Genomic DNA, 15677 nt, shown 5'->3' on the forward strand with positions numbered 1-15677 from the left:
GTGCTAACCGATCAAATTCTAGAATTTATTCCCCTCCTTTGCATCAGATATAGGCTATTCCGACCAAACGATATTCCGAAATTATCGCCTATGTTGCCGCAGATGTAGATGAAATCGTGTCGTCGGATAGCTAGATCCACTTCGTTGTCGATGGATGGTAACCAAACACAAACCTCAATCTCAGCATTGAGCCAGGAATGTAGGCACTGTGTTGCCTGGGCGAGGTCACCGACAGAATTCTGGTCACCGATAGAAGGCGCCTGGCAAACTTTTTCTAGTAGCACCAGGTACGAAGCGTCGGATCCCACGACGATCTTGTTTTGTCTACTGAGGAAATCAACGAGGAGGATGTTGAAAAGGCGCATATGGGTTGACGTGGCAAAAACGATCTCGGTGTTAGGATCATCTCCTCGAACCGTCATCACCTCGTGATTGAGCATCGAATCGAGAGTCTCCGTGAGGGCCTTAAACACGACCAGTTCTTGCTCGATAGGTGAGAATTCCGTAGCAAAGCCCTCGGTTTCTGCTGATTCCATTGTGGACTAGTGGTCGACCAACATGTTGTTTGAAAGCAGACTAACAACATTGTTGCTGGATGTACTCGCTGACCCGATGTTTCCCATATTGCATGATACCGGCCCAACGACCAGTTTGGGTCATAGTGGACATAGGTCGGATCAAGCAAAACGTCCAAACAGTGCTGCAGAAATGAAATTGGCAAAACCCAGGCGGCTACCTTGAAGAGCGAGTATATCGTCTCCGTTTTGCGTGACATGTTCGGGTACCATTCCGGGTTCAACCGACCTTAGTTGCATGATCGAACGTAGTGAGCCGTCGTCGAGAAAATGAAATCCTATTGCGCCAAGCCTGGTCAGATAGATTTTAGCGGTATTTTTGAAAGTGAACGCCTCAATGATGTCGAGACAGTTTTCTTCATTACGGACTTCGCCAAAAAACTGTTCGTGATTCGGCACAATCAGGAAACGGTCTGGGAACCTACGGGATGTTACTTGCATGATTGTCCTCCCCGCACCGCTCACTCTTTTCTCTTTAGCAAGCAGCGTACCGCAGACCGAATCAACTAGGAAATTCAGAATAATATTCGGTCTTGCTTCGTTCTAGTCGCGCATTAGGTTGATCCAATCCCCAGCGGCGGTCTGCATAGAATTCCAGAGCTTTTCGAGTCTCGACCCGGAGTGTTTTACCTGTAAATGCGTATTCCTTCCGCACAGCGCGCACTTGCTCGGCGGAAAGTGTGCGCTTTGGCACAAGAGAAATACATGCGATCGTATGCCAGTCATCATCCAGCGGAAGTGACTCTTGTAGCACCTGAGTCTGGAAACTGCTCTTCTCACTAATACGGACAGGCAGGTAGTCGCGATACTCTTCGTGTTTATAGCTGTAGGCTCGCAAATGAGTGCGCGTACCATCGGAGGCAAACCTAGTGGGCGCGATCCACTGCTGTGATTGGCTACCTGTTGTCATGGAGGTGTAGCGAATTTGGATGGCTTCATTCTGCTCTATGGCGCGATTCAATCTGGCAATCATTCGGGGGTCTGCGGTGCGGTGCAACTCAGGGAGTTCATCAAAGTGATTTTCACCGACCGATCGCAGGACTGATTCCCAATCGCCATAACTCACTTCTTCGGTCAGCGGGATATGGTCCGGCGATGCAATATAGGTTTTCAGCGCTGCGTCATACATAGGAGCCTTTTCTCCGGCACGCGCCAAATAGGCTTTAAAGTCGAGCGCGGCCTGGGCCGTCGATACACCAAATTTCTCAATAAGGTCGCGCCGTTTAGCCGACCCTCGCCAGGCAAAACACTGATCGAGATAGATCAGTCGCTCCCGTTGCGCATGTTTGAAGTCATCGAAGCTCATGCGTGCATTTATCTTGACTTGGTTTCCTTTGTCCATCTAAAAATTATACGTATATTTTTTTGATGGTATAATTGAATGAAGATTCTGCACACCAGTGACTGGCATCTCGGGCGCCAATTTCATGGCCAGTCCCTTGAGGACGATCACGCAGAGATTCTGGAGCAGGTATTAGGCGCTGTTCGCAAGCATGAACCCAACGTGCTCATCATAGCGGGAGATATCTACGACCGTGCATCTCCGCCAACCAGTGCCGTGCGTCAATTCAATGGTTTCATCAAACGTGTCGCGACGCAAAGCGAGACGGCGATTGTCATGATCGCCGGCAATCATGATTCTGGAGACCGGATTGAATCAATTGCGACGCTTGCGGATCGAAACCAAACTTTGATCCGCGGATCTCTCTTTGCAGATGAACGTCCTCTAATTCTAAAAGACGAACATGGCCTTGTCGCTTTCTCTGCGTTGCCATTTGGGAATGAGTTTTCGGCTCGTGAATGTTTTGACGACACCAGCATCTCCAATCCAGAAGACGTGCTTGCCGCTCAGGTCCGCGCTGCACGCGCTCATGTTCCTGATGGCGCGCGCTGGGTCATTACGGCTCATGCATTCGTAACGAATTCCAGTCCTAGCGACAGCGAGCGCCGTCTGGTTGTTGGGGGAGTTGAAACTGTCGCAGCTGAGATCTTCGAGGGTGCGCATTACATAGCGCTCGGGCATTTGCACCGGCCACAGCCTGCCGGCGCGGAGCATATCCGCTATAGCGGCTCTCCTCTGGCTTTTGGCTTTGACGAGACGGATACCCAAAAATCGATGACGTTGGTTGAACTCGCACATGACGGGCGCGTGACGACAACTCTCATTCCATTCGTACCAGTGCGGTCTGTACGGACACTAAAAGGTCGGCTGGCCGATCTCGTAGCGACAGGTTCCATCTCGGAAGATTTCATCAAGATCGTGTTGACCGATCCAGGGGCCCTCATTGATCCCATGGGGCAGGTGAGGGAGATCTATCCCAATGCTATGGTGCTTAGCTACGAACGCGATGAAAACCAACCGGAAACCAAATCAACAACTGTTGCCCAGTCGCCTCTCGACAATCCGCAACATGTCGTCACTGAATTCTTGGAATACGTTCGGGGGCAGGCGCCAGATGTGAACGAAAGGCTCGTGATCGACACCGGCCTTAAGGTCATCGCCCGAGAGGAAGCGAGAACATGAGACCGCTTCGCTTGACGATGCAGGCTTTCGGTCCCTATGCGGACCGCGAGGTCGTAGACTTTAAAGCAGCTTTGGCCAACGGCCTTTTTGGGATCTATGGACCCACCGGATCTGGCAAATCCTCGATTTTTAGCGCCATGGCGTTCGCCCTCTTCGGGGAATCGGCGAAAGACGATCAGGATCCGCAGACTTTGCGTTCCGATCATGCGCGCCCGGACTGTCTGACAGAAGTAGAGCTGGTTTTTGAAGTTGCCGAGAGGCGTTATCTTGTCCGCCGCCGACCGGAGCAAGTGCGCCCTGCGCTGAAAGGCGGCGGTGAAACCAAAGAGCGTCATGCCGCCTGGTTGTTTGATGTCACGGGCATCTCCCTAGATGACCTCTCCGATGAGAACTCCGGTAAGATTATTGCCGAAAAGAAAACGACCCTCGTTGAAGAAGCAATGACGGAACGGCTTGGATATGGCGCCGAACAATTTCGCCAAATCATTCTTCTGCCTCAAGGCAGGTTTGAGACTTTTCTAACCGCTAAGACGAAAGACCGCTTAGCGACCCTGCGGGATCTCTTTGATGTCTCCTTGTATAAACGTCTTGCCCAAAAGCTGAGAGACGATGCCAAGGAAGCAGAAGAAAAGGTCAAAAACGATCGCCTGGTGTGTGCCGGTCGTTTGCGCCATGACGGCTTTGAGAGTCCAGACGCACTCAAAGATGGGATTTCTGAAGCAAATAATCAGCAATCCCTAGCCGACAGCGCGTCGAAACAGGCCAGCGAGACTGCCACGAAGGCAGAAAAAGCACTCACAGATGCATTGAATACCGATAAGGCATTTAAAGAGAAAATCGATGCCGACAAAAATTTGTCTGTCATCGAGGCGCGATCAGTTGAAATCGATAAGAGTGAAGTGGCGCTAAAAGCCGCGCTACGGGCGAAATCCATGCTTGACCTGGATAACGCTGCCGCCAAAGCTCATGAAGTTGTGCAACGCTCGCTGATCGAGAAGCAGAGGTCAGAGCAGGCGCGCGTGGCAGCGGCAGACGCTGCGGCGCAGGCGGCGATCGTACTCTCAACGGAAAAGCAGAAGAGCGGAGAGCTTGATCGTCTCCGCCGTCACTGTGAAGACTTGAATCGCCATCGAGAGACCCTGATCAGTGCACAAGGCCTCAGTGCAATCGCCAAGACCGCGGAAGATGCGGCAGGCAAGGCCGAAGATGCGTTCGTCGTCTCTCAAGAGCTCCATACGAAACTCGTCAACTTGCGCGAGGAAACTGCCAAGAACGTGACGGCGGCCCAGTCGGCAGCAACACAGCGTGCGCAACTGACGGCTGAGATCACGTCCGTCCAGCAGATGCTGGGTATTGCTCGGCAATACGAAAAGGCCGGCAAAGCTGTGGCTGACAGCACGCTTCTATTGGAAACGTCCAGCCAGTCGCATGAGCGTCGTTCCAACGAGCTACAATCGGCCGAAACGACCTTCGCCGCCGCGGAAGATGCGCTGTCGGGCGCTCAGGCCGTTCATCTCTCCGAGAAGCTTATTGAGGGGGATCCCTGCCCAGTATGCGGATCGTCAGCGCATCCATCACCCGCTCAAGGCTCTGCGGAGAGCGCCGGCCTCGACCACGCCTTCCGGGATGCGAAGGTGGCACTGGATACTGCGCGGAACAAAGAGGCTGCGGCAAGGGCATCCGTTGCGAGCGCACGCGCCGCATTGAGTGAACGCAGATCTGCGCTCGAGGCTTTGAAGAAACCTGCGAAAAGCATTAAAGAATCGGAGGACGAGGGAGACGCTCTCAAGAGTCGTCTGGAAAGTCTTGGGCCAGCTGCGGAGATACCGGAACTCGAAGCGGCGTTAGGACGCCTGCTCGAAGAAATATCGCAAGCTGTGAAGGCGTTAGAAGTGGAGCGGCTCAAGCGCGACGTCTTAAAGACTGAATTCGCATTGGCGCGGCAGAACCTGCTGAACGGTTTGGCGACCATTCCGAAAGAATTGCAAACGAGTGAAGCGCTCGAGAACGCCATCGCAAAGGTGGTCGCCAGTATTAAAAGTCAGGAAGCTGCCTTAGAAGACGCCGTTAAGAAAGAGCGCTCTGCCAGTGAAGCGCTGATAGCGGCCCAAAAGGATGGAGAGAGCGCTGCAAGGGCGTATAGCAACGCGATCGATGCCTCCGAAACAGCTGACAAGACCCTTGCGGCACGGCTTGCCGAAAACGGTTTTACACCTGAGCAATATCAGGTTCACAAAGCTAACATTTCTCAGATCGACGCCCTGGAAACCAATATTAAGGCGCATGCAGAACAACTTGCCGCCGCAAAAGACAGAGTATCGCGCGCGACTGTGGCTATTGAAGGCATCAAACGCCCTGATTTAGGAAGTCTGACCCAGGCAAGAGACGTTGCCATTAAAGCGCGCGATGAGACGGTTAAATCAGCTGCGGCCGCGAAGGCGCGTGTTGATCATCTGGTGGGACTCCAAGCAAGCATCGCGGCCGAGCTCAAGAGAATCGCGAAGGCCGAGGTAGACAGTGGCCCGCTCGTTGGGATCGCCGCTGCGTTTAACGGGCAAAACCCACAGAGGGTCGAGCTGGAAACCTTTGCAATCGGCGCTATGTTCGATCGGGTACTGGAGGCGGCGAACCTCCGGCTCCTGCCCATGAGCAGTGGCCGTTACTCCCTTGAGCGCGAACAGGAGGGCGGCAAAGGCACCGGACGTAGAGGGCTTGGGATATCGGTGTATGACGTCCATACCGGTCGCTTGCGTGCCACGTCCACCTTGTCTGGCGGTGAAACCTTTATGGCGGCCCTCGCTCTGGCGCTTGGTTTATCGGATGTTGTGGAAAGCGTAAGTGGTGGCATTCGCCTCGATACGATCTTTATCGACGAAGGCTTTGGCAGCCTCGATAGCGAAACGCTCGATCAAGCCTTGCAGGTTCTGCAGGACCTTGTCGGTCAAAGCCGAGCAGTCGGTCTCATTTCACATGTTGAACTGGTGCAACAGGCGATTCCGAATGGTTTCCAAATCAGAAAGTCTGTCTCCGGAAGTCACGTTGAGATGCGCACTATCTGACAAGTCGTTTTCCAAATGTTGTTGCGGGATCGAGTCCAATGAATCAGGATCTTTTCACAGACAGAGATGAGTTGTACCGAGGCGTCTACCTAGAGCGCCATGCACCGCAGAGTAATCTGCACCGTGCTTACGCGTTGCGAATTGCCCGATCTCTCTTTGGGCACTGGGGCTTGTCGCGTTTCTGGGGAAGAAGCGGGACCAGAGGCCGCTCTAAAACGGAATGGTTCGACACTGCTGCTAAAGCAGAACGGGCATTGGAGGCTAAGCTGGCTGAGAAGCGCCGCCGCGGCTATGAGCTGAGAAACCAACGATAGGGTAAAACATGACTGAGCCATCTGGAGATCCAAGCGACCGACTGGGCGCCTTGATTTCTGTGGTCTCCTTTGAGCACCAGGACCTGGTTACGGATCTTCTCACTGACGCAGATCTCAAGACTCTGAAACACCTGGCGCGTAAGGGCACGCCGGAAAACAGCCTGCGAGCCCTGACGTCGGATCTTTCCTACCTAGAGGCCTGGTGTTTGGCGGCAAGCGGGCAGGTCCTCCCCTGGCCTGCACCGGAGTCTCTGGCGCTGAAATATGTCGCACATCATCTCTATGATGCCGCCGAGCGCGAGCGTGACCCGAATCACGGCATGCCGGAAGATGTCGAAATTGAACTGCGTTCGCGCGGACTGCTCCGGACCGAGGGACCACAAGCGCCTGCGACCGTGCGGCGGCGGCTTTCGAGCTGGTCGACCCTGCACCGGATCCGGGGCGAGAAGGGGCCCTTTGCAGAACCCAGTCTGCGTGAGGCGGTCAAGCGCGCCGCGAAAGCTGCCGATCGGCCGCGGGTTCGTAATAGCCGACGGGCGATTACCCGCAATATCCTGGAAGATCTGTTGGACACCTGTGGAAACGGCGGGCCCGCGGCGATGCGGGACAGGGCGTTGTTACTGGTGGCCTTTGCATCCGGCGGCCGCCGTCGCAGCGAACTGGCTTCTCTCAAGATCAAGCAGCTGACCGAAGAAGAGCCAGTGCCGGCCGATCCCGCGGATCCGGAAAGCCCGATGCTGCCCTGCATGACGATCGAACTCGGACGGACCAAGACGACCGACGCGGAGGAGGGTGCGGCGGTTAAACTGATTGGTCGACCTGTTGAAGCACTCGCGACTTGGTTGGAGAGCGAGAGCATCAAGGACGGCTATGTCTTTCGTCAGGTCGATCAATGGGAGAATGTCAGCGCGCGTGGGATGACCGAGGCTGGGATCGCCTGGGTGATCAAGTCTCGACTGAAGACCGCCGGCTATGATGTTAAAGACTACAGTGCGCACGGCCTGCGCGCCGGATATCTCACTCAGGCGGCAAGGGATGGGATTCCTTTGGCGGAGGCCATGCAGCAGTCCCAGCACAAATCCGTGCAGCAGGCTTCGGAGTATTACAACGATGCTGAAGCCGAATTGAGCCGCGCCGCTAGGCTCATGGGGTAGGGCCGCGACCAGTCGGTCAAACGTCATTCGACATAGCGCTACGCACTAGAGTTTATTGGCTTGCTCGATGCCTCAGTGGCATTTCTGCTTTCTACGGGCGTAGCCCCTCTTGGCACCATTTAACGGTTCACTGGAGAACTGTTAAATGGTGCCCCATCAAAATAGAAAGCGTTGTTAATGTTCGATAGGGAATGCGGGCCCGCACCAGCGATCGCCATCTGCAGGCGAGGACCTAGCGCACCTCACAGTTAACACTATTACTATTAGTGTTAACTGTGCCTTCCGCTAAGGTCGAAAATGCGGACGGATCGAAATGGAAATTCCGGCCCTTTCCTGCCGTTCACGCCACGCCTCGGATTTTGCGACAGCGTTCCCGAAAGCTGACATTCGCTACGCAGCCGACCATTGTCGAATTCGTCCCTTACGACGAGCTTCTTGAACGGCTGAGAAATCGGCAGGACAAGGCTTTCGTTTTGAAGCCGCCTACGGTCCGTCAGAAGGATTCAATTGACAAAACGGCCTTTATCTCCTGTGCCCGCGCGGAGAAATCGCTGTCGGTCGCGTAGACAGTGTCTATAAGCTCGTCAGACCAGCTTAAAAGATCCGACAAGCGTTGTGATGGGTCGGGGCGAAACGCCTTGTTGGCATGAATGATATTGTTCCGAATGATCCTCAGATACCTGTAACAGTTTTCGAAAACCGACCATTGCTCATCGAATTCGATTTCGGCGTATCGGTAATCTTCAATTTGCCCGTCATACATCAAGGGAACCCCGATGCGTTCCAGCTTCCGGAATAACTCTATGTCGATGTCTGGCGGCGGTTCGTGAAAGTGCCTTTTTGCACCCTCGAATGCCATTTCATTGAGCAACAGACGGACGATTTGTTTTTCCTGTTCATTCATGGAACCTGATATCTTTCCTAGACATTCACTAGAGAGTTCTTCGTCTCCAGAGGCTCAACAAGACGCAGCGGTGTAACCTCCGAGAAGCGGATTCTGAACGGCCCCATATGCTTTGGTCACTAGGGGATTGAATAATCACATGCCGCTTTCGATATACACAAGATGTTGCGGTCTATTTTCCATGAGCACCGCTAGGTATTGCGAAATTGCCGGTTGGCACTCGAGGAAGAGGAGTGCTAAATTTTAAGAACGTATACTGAACATCGAGGCCACTATGACACCGAACGCAAGATTTACCGAGTTCATCAAGGACATCACGCCGAGTGAGACGACGGTTTCGAACTGTAAGAGCGCCCACACCTCCGTTCGCAGGGCATTGCTCAATGACGATGAATTCAAGGACAAGGTGAAGCGGGTCTTTCTGGGGGGCTCATACAAGCGCTACACCTCCATACGGCCCAAAACGAAAGACGGCTCAACCGAACGTCCTGATGTCGACCTCTATGTAGTGGTCGATGGACATCCCTGGTTCGCCGATCCGACGGCATTGATGGACGAGCTATTCGGAGCGTTGAACAGAGCGAGGAGCGACCTCGGCATCACGATGATCAAGAGGAATCGTTGTTCGGTCGCATTGTCGATGAATAAAGCCGATCTCGATGTGTCGATCCTTCTCGACCGGCAGGACGACAATTTGTTTCGGATCGGTAACCGTAACACTGGCGAATGGTACAGGACGGATCCGGAAGAGCATACGGACTGGTCGGCGGCTCAGAATGAACGTTGTTCCGGCCGGTTCAATCCGATGACGCGAATGGTGAAGTGGGCGCGTCGGCAGAACAAGACCGTGTCCCGCCACCCGAAGAGTTTTGCGCTTGAAACCCTGATCGCACCACACATCAGCGAGACCGAAACACATTACGGTCAGCTCTTCCATGACTGGTGTCAGAGCTTTCTCGACGCGTACTCTTTTGACCGTTCGTTTGGAAATTGCCCGTTTCTTGAGGATCCGGCCATACCTGGAGGCGATATCCTTGCGGGGGTGACGAACGAAGAATTCTGCGCTTACTACGACAAGATCAGAAGACACCGTGATGATGCCGCTAAGGCTCTAGCCGGGGACGATCAGGACAAGGCGACCGATTATTGGCGACGGATTTTCGGAGACCGGTTCCCGAGACCGAAACAGTCAGGCCAAACAATGAAGAGCGCCGCTGCGGCGATTTCGCCTCTAAGTTTCACCGCTGCCCAAGCGGCGCCGACGACTCGGCCGGCAAAGTTCGCATGAGCTTATGTGGTGGCTGACCGATCAGACGCGGCTGCGAATTGAACGCGAAGCCATTGAAGAGCTTGAAGCAGACTGGTTTCAAAACCCGGTATGGTCCGTCGACAATCAATTACGCTTGAAGCTCGCGTTCGACATCGTCATCGCCCGTGGCCGATATGTTCTCCAATTAATCTATCACAATACGTTTCCAACATCGCCGCCAAGTATTGTCCCAGTGGACGGCGCGGCGCGGCTTTCCGGTCACCAATACGGTGCGGGCGGTGAACTCTGCCTTGAAATCCGTAATGACAATTGGACGCCGGACGTGACAGGCGCAATGATGATCGAAAGCGCAAGGCGTCTTCTGGAGACCGAGACACCAGGTGATGACGGCGCGGTGGTCCACGCTCCGTCAGCACATGATTTACCAGTAACTTTGTCTCTATCCGATGTGACCCGTTTCTATGTCGGTCCGTCAGCACGCCTCGTTCTGGCGGCTGACGACATTGACGGTCTGCCAATGGAGATCGGGATCGATTTTTACAGCGGCCGGACCTTCGTGGCGCATGTCCTCTCGATCGGCAGCAAAGGGGAGGACAAGAAACAACGACTCACACCCGAGGCGCTTCGAAAAACCTGTGTAGTAAAGGAAGGCGTCGTCTTCGTCACGGACACGCCGACGAAGACGTTGGAGAAGATCAAGACGTTCGAGGCTCTGAATGATCTGCTGGGTGACCGATTCTCCCTGACACAGAATGCCCATTGGGCGGTTGTACTTCGCGGATCGGAGGGTGGCCTTACGCTGCTCTGCCATTTCGCGGATGATGACGACCTAATGAGCTTCACAACTGTCCTTGCACCTTTCGACGGCAATCGGTCCGGCGTTCCATCAGCGGACATCAGGGAGAAAAAAGTAGGTATCGTCGGGCTCGGCTCGCTTGGCTCTAAAATCGCTGTTTCATTGGCGAGATCGGGCGTTCGCCGGTTCGAGCTTGTGGATGGTGATATTCTGAACACCGGTAATCTGGAGCGACATGATGGGGACTGGCGGGATGTCGGGCGTCACAAGGTCGAGCTAACGGCACATCGACTGCGACTAATTCGGTGCGACGTCGAAATCGGTGTTTGGAAAAGTGCTATCGGCGCGCAGGTTTCGTCGCAGCAAGCGGCTAATGTCAGCCAGGCGCTCACCTTCTGCGATCTCATTATCGATGTCACCGCTAATCCGGACGTGTTCAATCACTTGGCCGGCCTAAGTCTACGCCATAATCGTTCATTGATCTGGGGCGCAGTTTACGCCGGCGGCGTCGGTGGCGAAATTGCAAGGGCACGGATCAACAAAGATCCGTCACCCTACGACATCCGCACGGTTATCAATCAGTACTACGAAACAAGCGATGGCCCCCCACCTATCTCAACGGGAGGCGGTTATGATGGTTCTATCGGCGAAGCGGCGCCGATGCAGGCGACCGATGCTGATGTATCAGTATTCGCCTCCCATTTTAGCGCTTTCACTCTCGATACGCTGATCGACATCGAGCCATCGAATTATGATGCGCACGCCTATCTCGTGGGACTGAAGCGGGGGTGGTTGTTCAACGGACCGTTTGACGCCCGGCCCATCATTGCCGACGCGCCAATCCGAAGCACCATATCCTCGGGCTCCGAAACAACTATAGAGTCGGACTTTATAAAATCCTTATTCCAGGGCGCGAACGATGAGACTGCGAATACCGAAAGCGATGATTGAGAGATGGGCTTCCGATCTCAAGGGGGCTGGACGCAAGGAAATCGGAGGCGTGCTGTTCGGCGAGCAAATCGCAGAAGGCGATTTCCGAATCGTCGAGGCAACGCGGCAGCGTTTTTTCGGCGGGACGGTCACGACATTCAAACGCCGCGGCGGCGCCGCACGCAGGGAGATTCTGGCCCTACACAAAGAATTCGGCGGCGATCCCGAACGGTTCAACTATTTCGGTGAATGGCATTCCCATCCAGCCGCACCTGTCTGGCCGAGCCTTCAGGATGAGATCACCATGTACAATCTGCTCGCCGATCAAGGTGAGGCGGTGAATTTTCTAGTGCTGATAATTGTGAAACTCGACGCAGACGCACAATTTCACATCGGTGCGCAGACCTATCTCGCGTCTGGGCACAAGATGAATTGCGAAATAGAAATTGAAGACGCAGAGCGCGATATTGCTTGTGCAGCGCCAAGCGACGCGGAGGACGAGAAATGAGCGATTGGTCGTTGAAGGATGTACTTTCGGGTTTGCACGACGATATTCAAAGCCGTCTCGAAACAATTCGCAAAACGATGCCACATCCAGTGTCCAAAGGCGATGCGAGTGAACGTGTTTGGAATGAACTTTTCAACACTTACCTTCCAGCGCGTTACAAATCAGACAAAGCGCATGTCGTGGATAGCGAAGGGACAATAAGTCAGCAGATTGATGTTGTTATCTATGACCATCAATACTCACCCTTTATTTTTCACTATGAGGGCGAAGTCATAATTCCCGCAGAAAGCGTCTACGCAGTTTTCGAGGCGAAGCAGTCGGCAAATTTGAAGCAAGTCCAGTACGCTCAGGAAAAGGTCCGGAGCGTACGCGCGCTACATCGAACGAGCTTGCCGATACCGCACGCAGGTGGAACTTATCCGGCGAAACCATTAATTCCTATCTATGGCGGTCTTTTGACCTTCGACAGCGACTGGAAACCGGGCCTTGGCGAAAGCCTCGTCGACGCTTTGAAACTGGATCAAGAAGAGGGAAAAATCGACTTTGGCTGCGTGGCTGGTCACGGTTATTTTCATGCGGGTGATGACCCTGAGGAGTATACCGTTTACTCTGGCGGCAAGCCCGCTACCGCATTTTTGTTCAAGCTGATTTCCCAACTTCAGTTTAGCGGCACTGTCCCGATGATCGATGTTCAAGCCTACGGTGAATGGCTGGCGGAATAGATCACCGCTACGCGTACGTCAGCAATTGCCGCGAGCAGTTTCCGGTTACGCTTCTGCTGCGAAAGTCCGCTTTCCGCCCTCCACGTAGAATGCTGCGCTCCGAACCAAGGCTGAAAAAGCGTCACCGAAAATAGTCTCAATTGGCTTTCGGGTCTTACGCGACCGCCGTGGTCAATAAGGAAAATAGCACCAAAATGTGTGCAGACGAATATGATGACGATGGTCCATGGTTCGATCCCGAGAAGCGGCCGAACTACGAAGCAGCTCTCGGTCGTTTCCTTGTGAGCTTCAATCGCATCGAAAACCAAATCAGCCGTTTGATAGATTTGGCCGTAGTCCGTGTGCGGCAAAAGCACGATGTGAAACACGATCCAAAAAAAGAGCATGTCAGGATGAGGTTTGAGCACCGCTTATATGTGCTCGAATTGATACTGCTGGCCTTCCCGGAAGCATCAAGCCTCCCAGCAGCGGAAATCCGGAAGTTGTCCAAAGACCGGAACAAACTTGCACACGGCCATTTCGACGAGAACCAATTCAGCGAAGACTATGAGATACCAGGTAGGAAGGAAGTCAGGAACTGGACGGATCAGGATTTCTCAAAGCTTGTGGAAAAATCGGATGAGCTTTATCAGCAGTTAAGGCAATTGGAAGCGTTTTTGGTGTTTTACGACCACTTAGATTTACCAAAGGGAGCAACCCGCGAACCGCAATAAGGTGTCAGTTGCAGGAGGGGGCGGAAGTCATGATATTCACCATTCAACACCTGCTTCGGGATTACTGGGAATCTAGCGGCCGCAATCAACGAGTGGCCGGGGGAAAAAGCCCCGGCGCTCTGGATGACCAATCTTGCTCTCATTCATAGCTAATAGTCTCAATCGCAACCCAACCCGTCTCGCCTGCACAACTACCTTCTAGGATTTTCACCTCATTGAAGGTCTCTACAGTTTGCTCCCTAAAGATTCGGCCTGTCTTCTCAATTGCGGTTCCTGGGGGAACCATACAAATGTGATCTTTGGGTTTCGCATTAAACACGCCTGGCACACCTACAAGCAGTGTTGCGCCGGTCATCGGATTTCTTAGCACAAAAGACTTTTGCGGCTTTGGAGCTTGAGGGTTGATGTTGATCGTTGCTCCAGGGCTTCCCTGCACAACAGGGGCGTTAGTTGTTCCGCTAATTGAGTTGGTGTTTTTGTTTGAAGATGTCTGGCTGTTTGAAGGTTGATTGAAGGATACCAACGCTATCGCCAGACCGAATATCGAAGCAAATGAGCCAATTACGCCGAGCTTTCTCATAAAATCAGTTCTCCATGTACAAAATCGTAAATCGTGCGCCCTTGTCGGATACCTGCGCCCATTAATAGATAAACAGAGAACTTAAAGTAGTAAATCAAATTTGTTTTACAAGTTAACGTCCCGCAGGTGGCTGTCATCGTCCGGTGCCCAGTTTTCCGGATCCGGATACCATGTCTCGACGACATGCCGATCCTGGAGCAGCAAGTTGATCGATCTCGAGCCGCAGGCACTGCAGACGATTTTCTGGCGCAACTCCCGTACGTTCACGAAGGGCGAGAGGGCAGGGCGGTTGATCAGGTCATTGGGATCGATGTGGTTCTTGTTGCGGCAATATATACCCTCATAGGTGCAGTTGGCATTTTAAGCCGCAATGTTGATTGCCGAAGACGCAGAAGCCGGACCCTGGCACTTGGTCCGGCTTCTTTCGTTATGGCTACTGGGAGAAAGAGGGCAGCTGCGGCCCGGGATGAAAAGCCACCTCACAAATTCCAACGCAGAAAGGCCAGATGATCCATTTAGAACATCTGGCCTCGCGCTTTTAAGAAGTGAAGACACATTCTGACCAAGGAGCAAATCTCCACTGACTAGAGTATTTCAGAGAAGGTTTATCAAAATCTTACCTGATTTCTCAGCCCAACATGCAGCTTCGTCCACACAGGGCCAGTTCGTCGATCGTGCAGCAAAGGGCAGGGGTGCGGATCCAGCCTCGCTATATCTGACGATGGCGGCCGTGCTGGCTGGACAGGCTGTCTCGACGTTACGCAGGTCGGAAAAGCCTGACGGCCAATCCTACGGCAACCAGAGCGGCGCCCAGGGCAAGAAGCAGAAATCCGATCGGAAGGAAAAGGCTTTCCTGCAGCACGCCTTCGGCGTCGACGTAGCCGTAGAAGATGTTCTCGAGCAACAGCGAGATCGCGCTGGCGACGAGGGCGGCAATGCCGGCCATCTGAATTTTGAACGCCATAATTTGATTCTTCCCGTTGTGTTGGGCGATCATATCGACAGATTTAATGACGAAAACTCGTGCAAAGCGGCCGTTTTCTAGTTTGTGTGCTCGGGATCTTGAGCAGGTGAACTGAGAATCTGCCCCAGTATTTCAGTGAAGAGAACAGTGGATTTAGGGAATAATTCACGGTTAAAATACGGTCGGTCACTTTTAGTGGCTGAGTACCTTTGGTGGTGTCCGCTGACACCTTGCCAAAGGTGCGGCGGATACTGAAATGCTAACCTCGATAAATAGGTGACACATGGAGTATCCGATATGGAAGGTCTACACAGAACGTTTAACTGAATCTGGTTTAAAGGAAGCTGCGGCAAGGGAAATCATTGATATGGTCATGACCAACACTGTTAATGAGCAGACTCTGAAGCAAGCCCTGACAGATGCACTGGATCGTCATGAATCTCGTTATGATGAGAAACTTGCGGCTCAGTTCACTCGGTTTCAGAATAAGCTTCTGCTGGCTATATTCGGTTTAGGCGGAACGATACTGGCGGGGGTTGCAATCGCAATCTTTCGCGGGTCGTTCACTGTGTAAGCTAGGCTCCTCATGGTGGCCGATCCCGAAAGGAGTGTGTTCGTAAGAACCACTCCTTTTTCATTCTGAGCGGTTGGAATGATGAACGAA

The 15677-nt window shown here is 53.3% G+C and carries 16 protein-coding genes; 10 read left to right on the top strand and 6 right to left on the bottom strand.

Features of this window, described 5'->3' with window-relative positions; genetic code table 11:
- Nucleotides 1-11 precede the first annotated feature (11 nt).
- The 3 genes from QMZ18_RS34535 to QMZ18_RS34545 all read right to left on the bottom strand — a co-directional run bounded on the left by QMZ18_RS34535 (nt 12) and on the right by QMZ18_RS34545 (nt 1881).
- The gene (locus QMZ18_RS34535; RefSeq protein ID WP_282611005.1) at nt 12-536 is read right to left on the bottom strand and encodes a hypothetical protein; all 525 of its coding nucleotides are present in this window, start codon (nt 534-536) and stop codon (nt 12-14) included.
- Nucleotides 537-677: 141 nt separating this feature from the next.
- Nucleotides 678-1016: a hypothetical protein gene (locus QMZ18_RS34540; protein ID WP_282611006.1), complete on the bottom strand. Its 339-nt coding sequence runs from the start codon at nt 1014-1016 to the stop codon at nt 678-680.
- A gap of 61 nt (nt 1017-1077) precedes the next feature.
- The gene (locus QMZ18_RS34545) at nt 1078-1881 is read right to left on the bottom strand and encodes a hypothetical protein (protein WP_282611007.1); all 804 of its coding nucleotides are present in this window, start codon (nt 1879-1881) and stop codon (nt 1078-1080) included.
- 75 nt (nt 1882-1956) lie between these two features.
- Here QMZ18_RS34545 and QMZ18_RS34550 point away from each other — a divergent pair, with 75 nt between their 5' ends.
- The 4 genes from QMZ18_RS34550 to QMZ18_RS34565 are packed head-to-tail and all read left to right on the top strand — an operon-like array spanning nt 1957 to nt 7626.
- Nucleotides 1957-3099, top strand: coding sequence for an exonuclease SbcCD subunit D (locus tag QMZ18_RS34550; RefSeq protein ID WP_282611008.1), 1143 nt, complete (start codon nt 1957-1959; stop codon nt 3097-3099).
- 17 nt (nt 3100-3116) lie between these two features.
- Nucleotides 3117-6158, top strand: a complete 3042-nt coding sequence (locus tag QMZ18_RS34555) for an SMC family ATPase (protein WP_282611075.1) — start codon at nt 3117-3119, stop codon at nt 6156-6158.
- 38 nt (nt 6159-6196) lie between these two features.
- Nucleotides 6197-6472, top strand: coding sequence for a WGR domain-containing protein (locus QMZ18_RS37155; RefSeq protein ID WP_282611009.1), 276 nt, complete (start codon nt 6197-6199; stop codon nt 6470-6472).
- An 8-nt stretch (nt 6473-6480) separates the two neighbouring features.
- Nucleotides 6481-7626, top strand: coding sequence for a tyrosine-type recombinase/integrase (locus tag QMZ18_RS34565; protein ID WP_282611010.1), 1146 nt, complete (start codon nt 6481-6483; stop codon nt 7624-7626).
- Nucleotides 7627-8119: 493 nt separating this feature from the next.
- On the opposite strand, the gene QMZ18_RS34570 is transcribed toward QMZ18_RS34565, so the two are convergent.
- Nucleotides 8120-8530 carry a hypothetical protein gene (locus QMZ18_RS34570; protein ID WP_282611011.1) on the bottom strand — a complete coding sequence of 137 codons (411 nt, stop codon included), beginning with the start codon at nt 8528-8530 and terminating at the stop codon, nt 8120-8122.
- Between the two features lie 274 nt (nt 8531-8804).
- Here QMZ18_RS34570 and QMZ18_RS34575 point away from each other — a divergent pair, with 274 nt between their 5' ends.
- The 5 genes from QMZ18_RS34575 (at nt 8805) to QMZ18_RS34595 (ending at nt 13469) form a co-directional block, all read left to right on the top strand.
- Entirely contained in the window at nt 8805-9818 is a 1014-nt protein-coding gene (locus tag QMZ18_RS34575) for a nucleotidyltransferase (RefSeq protein WP_282611012.1), read from the top strand.
- 4 nt (nt 9819-9822) lie between these two features.
- On the top strand, nt 9823-11547 hold the full coding sequence (locus QMZ18_RS34580; RefSeq protein ID WP_282611013.1) for a ThiF family adenylyltransferase: 1725 nt from the start codon (nt 9823-9825) through the stop codon (nt 11545-11547).
- Nucleotides 11516-12034, top strand: coding sequence for a Mov34/MPN/PAD-1 family protein (locus tag QMZ18_RS34585; RefSeq protein ID WP_282611014.1), 519 nt, complete (start codon nt 11516-11518; stop codon nt 12032-12034). Before QMZ18_RS34580 ends, QMZ18_RS34585 begins: the two co-directional genes overlap by 32 nt.
- Complete coding sequence (locus tag QMZ18_RS34590) at nt 12031-12756, top strand: DUF6602 domain-containing protein (protein ID WP_282611015.1); 726 nt, start codon at nt 12031-12033, stop codon at nt 12754-12756. Before QMZ18_RS34585 ends, QMZ18_RS34590 begins: the two co-directional genes overlap by 4 nt.
- A 194-nt stretch (nt 12757-12950) precedes the next feature.
- Nucleotides 12951-13469: a hypothetical protein gene (locus tag QMZ18_RS34595; RefSeq protein WP_282611016.1), complete on the top strand. Its 519-nt coding sequence runs from the start codon at nt 12951-12953 to the stop codon at nt 13467-13469.
- 139 nt (nt 13470-13608) lie between these two features.
- Here QMZ18_RS34595 and QMZ18_RS34600 read toward each other — a convergent pair whose 3' ends face one another.
- A complete protein-coding gene (locus tag QMZ18_RS34600) occupies nt 13609-14049 on the bottom strand; it encodes a hypothetical protein (RefSeq protein WP_282611017.1) in 441 nt (146 codons plus the stop codon).
- A gap of 757 nt (nt 14050-14806) precedes the next feature.
- On the bottom strand, nt 14807-15013 hold the full coding sequence (locus QMZ18_RS34605; protein WP_282611018.1) for a DUF3955 domain-containing protein: 207 nt from the start codon (nt 15011-15013) through the stop codon (nt 14807-14809).
- 283 nt (nt 15014-15296) lie between these two features.
- Here QMZ18_RS34605 and QMZ18_RS34610 point away from each other — a divergent pair, with 283 nt between their 5' ends.
- Complete coding sequence (locus tag QMZ18_RS34610; protein WP_282611019.1) at nt 15297-15587, top strand: hypothetical protein; 291 nt, start codon at nt 15297-15299, stop codon at nt 15585-15587.
- Nucleotides 15588-15677: the final 90 nt, after the last annotated feature.

It is taken from the genome of Pelagibius sp. Alg239-R121 (assembly GCF_947331435.1).
In the GTDB taxonomy this organism is placed as follows: domain Bacteria; phylum Pseudomonadota; class Alphaproteobacteria; order Kiloniellales; family Kiloniellaceae; genus Denitrobaculum.

Bases quoted from the DNA above. Each gene is read 5' to 3' on its own strand.
- QMZ18_RS34540 (WP_282611006.1), bottom strand. From the start codon at position 1,016: ATGCAAGTAACATCCCGTAGGTTCCCAGACCGTTTCCTGATTGTGCCG.
- QMZ18_RS34600 (WP_282611017.1), bottom strand. From the start codon at position 14,049: ATGAGAAAGCTCGGCGTAATTGGCTCATTTGCTTCGATATTCGGTCTG.
- QMZ18_RS34565 (WP_282611010.1), top strand. From the start codon at position 6,481: ATGACTGAGCCATCTGGAGATCCAAGCGACCGACTGGGCGCCTTGATT.
- QMZ18_RS34575 (WP_282611012.1), top strand. From the start codon at position 8,805: ATGACACCGAACGCAAGATTTACCGAGTTCATCAAGGACATCACGCCG.
- QMZ18_RS34570 (WP_282611011.1), bottom strand. From the start codon at position 8,530: ATGAATGAACAGGAAAAACAAATCGTCCGTCTGTTGCTCAATGAAATG.
- QMZ18_RS34550 (WP_282611008.1), top strand. From the start codon at position 1,957: ATGAAGATTCTGCACACCAGTGACTGGCATCTCGGGCGCCAATTTCAT.
- QMZ18_RS34605 (WP_282611018.1), bottom strand. From the start codon at position 15,013: ATGGCGTTCAAAATTCAGATGGCCGGCATTGCCGCCCTCGTCGCCAGC.
- QMZ18_RS34555 (WP_282611075.1), top strand. From the start codon at position 3,117: ATGCAGGCTTTCGGTCCCTATGCGGACCGCGAGGTCGTAGACTTTAAA.
- QMZ18_RS37155 (WP_282611009.1), top strand. From the start codon at position 6,197: ATGAATCAGGATCTTTTCACAGACAGAGATGAGTTGTACCGAGGCGTC.
- QMZ18_RS34590 (WP_282611015.1), top strand. From the start codon at position 12,031: ATGAGCGATTGGTCGTTGAAGGATGTACTTTCGGGTTTGCACGACGAT.
- QMZ18_RS34535 (WP_282611005.1), bottom strand. From the start codon at position 536: ATGGAATCAGCAGAAACCGAGGGCTTTGCTACGGAATTCTCACCTATC.
- QMZ18_RS34580 (WP_282611013.1), top strand. From the start codon at position 9,823: ATGTGGTGGCTGACCGATCAGACGCGGCTGCGAATTGAACGCGAAGCC.
- QMZ18_RS34585 (WP_282611014.1), top strand. From the start codon at position 11,516: ATGAGACTGCGAATACCGAAAGCGATGATTGAGAGATGGGCTTCCGAT.
- QMZ18_RS34595 (WP_282611016.1), top strand. From the start codon at position 12,951: ATGTGTGCAGACGAATATGATGACGATGGTCCATGGTTCGATCCCGAG.
- QMZ18_RS34545 (WP_282611007.1), bottom strand. From the start codon at position 1,881: ATGAGCTTCGATGACTTCAAACATGCGCAACGGGAGCGACTGATCTAT.
- QMZ18_RS34610 (WP_282611019.1), top strand. From the start codon at position 15,297: ATGGAGTATCCGATATGGAAGGTCTACACAGAACGTTTAACTGAATCT.